This is a genomic window from Methylobacterium haplocladii (assembly GCF_007992175.1).
Classification (GTDB): domain Bacteria; phylum Pseudomonadota; class Alphaproteobacteria; order Rhizobiales; family Beijerinckiaceae; genus Methylobacterium; species Methylobacterium haplocladii.
Genome location: NZ_BJZT01000097.1, coordinates 1 through 753, shown reverse-complemented (window position 1 = coordinate 753; position 753 = coordinate 1). Strand labels below are relative to the sequence as shown.

Here is a 753-nt window from a genome sequence, read left to right as displayed (position 1 = left end):
GACGGATGCGGAGTGGGCGGTGATCGAGCCGCTGCTTCCGACGGACGTACGCGGCAAGGATCGGGTAGACGACCGACGGGTGCTGAACGGGATCTTCTGGCGGCTGCGCACGGGTGCGCCGTGGGCCGACATCCCGGCGCGTTACGGACCCTACACGACCTGCGGCAACCGCTTCCGGCGCTGGCGCAAGCGCGGCATCTGGGACCGGCTTCTGGCTGCTGTGTCGAAGGCTTACGAGGGCGATCTGCAGATGATCGACGCCACCAGCGTGCGAGTTCACCAGCATGCAGCCTGCGCCAAAAAAAAGACGGCGGATCCGGTGGCATGGGTCGCTCACGGGGCGGCCTGACCAGCAAGATCCACGCGCTGGTGGATGCCGAGGGCCGTCCCGTGGCGCTGAAGATCACGCCCGGTCAGGCGCATGACGGGCGCTCGGCGACCGACATGCTGGGCGGGCTGGGTGAAGGCCAGGTTCTGCTGGGTGACCGGGCCTACGACAGCGATGCGCTGCGAGCCCGGATGTCCGAGCAGGGTGCTTGGGCGAACGTGAAGCCGATGCCCAACCGCAAGCAGGTCTTGGCCTTCAGCCCGTTCCTGTACAAGTACCGCAATCTGGTCGAGCGCTTCTTCAGCAAGATCAAGCACTTCCGCGCCGTCGCCACCCGCTACGACAAGGATCCCGACAACTTTCTTGCCAGCGTCAAACTCGCCGCCGTCCGGGTCTGGATGCGAACTTTATGAGTCCGCGACCTA

General features: G+C 65.7%; 1 protein-coding gene. It reads left to right on the top strand.

Features of this window, described 5'->3' with window-relative positions; all coding sequences use genetic code 11:
• A protein-coding gene (locus tag MHA02_RS21890; RefSeq protein ID WP_147082696.1) for an IS5 family transposase occupies window positions 1-741 on the top strand; the annotation gives its coding sequence in 2 pieces (ribosomal slippage) (window positions 1-296 and window positions 296-741; 742 coding nt annotated over the 2 pieces). This gene is flagged as partial in the annotation.
• Window positions 742-753: the final 12 nt, after the last annotated feature.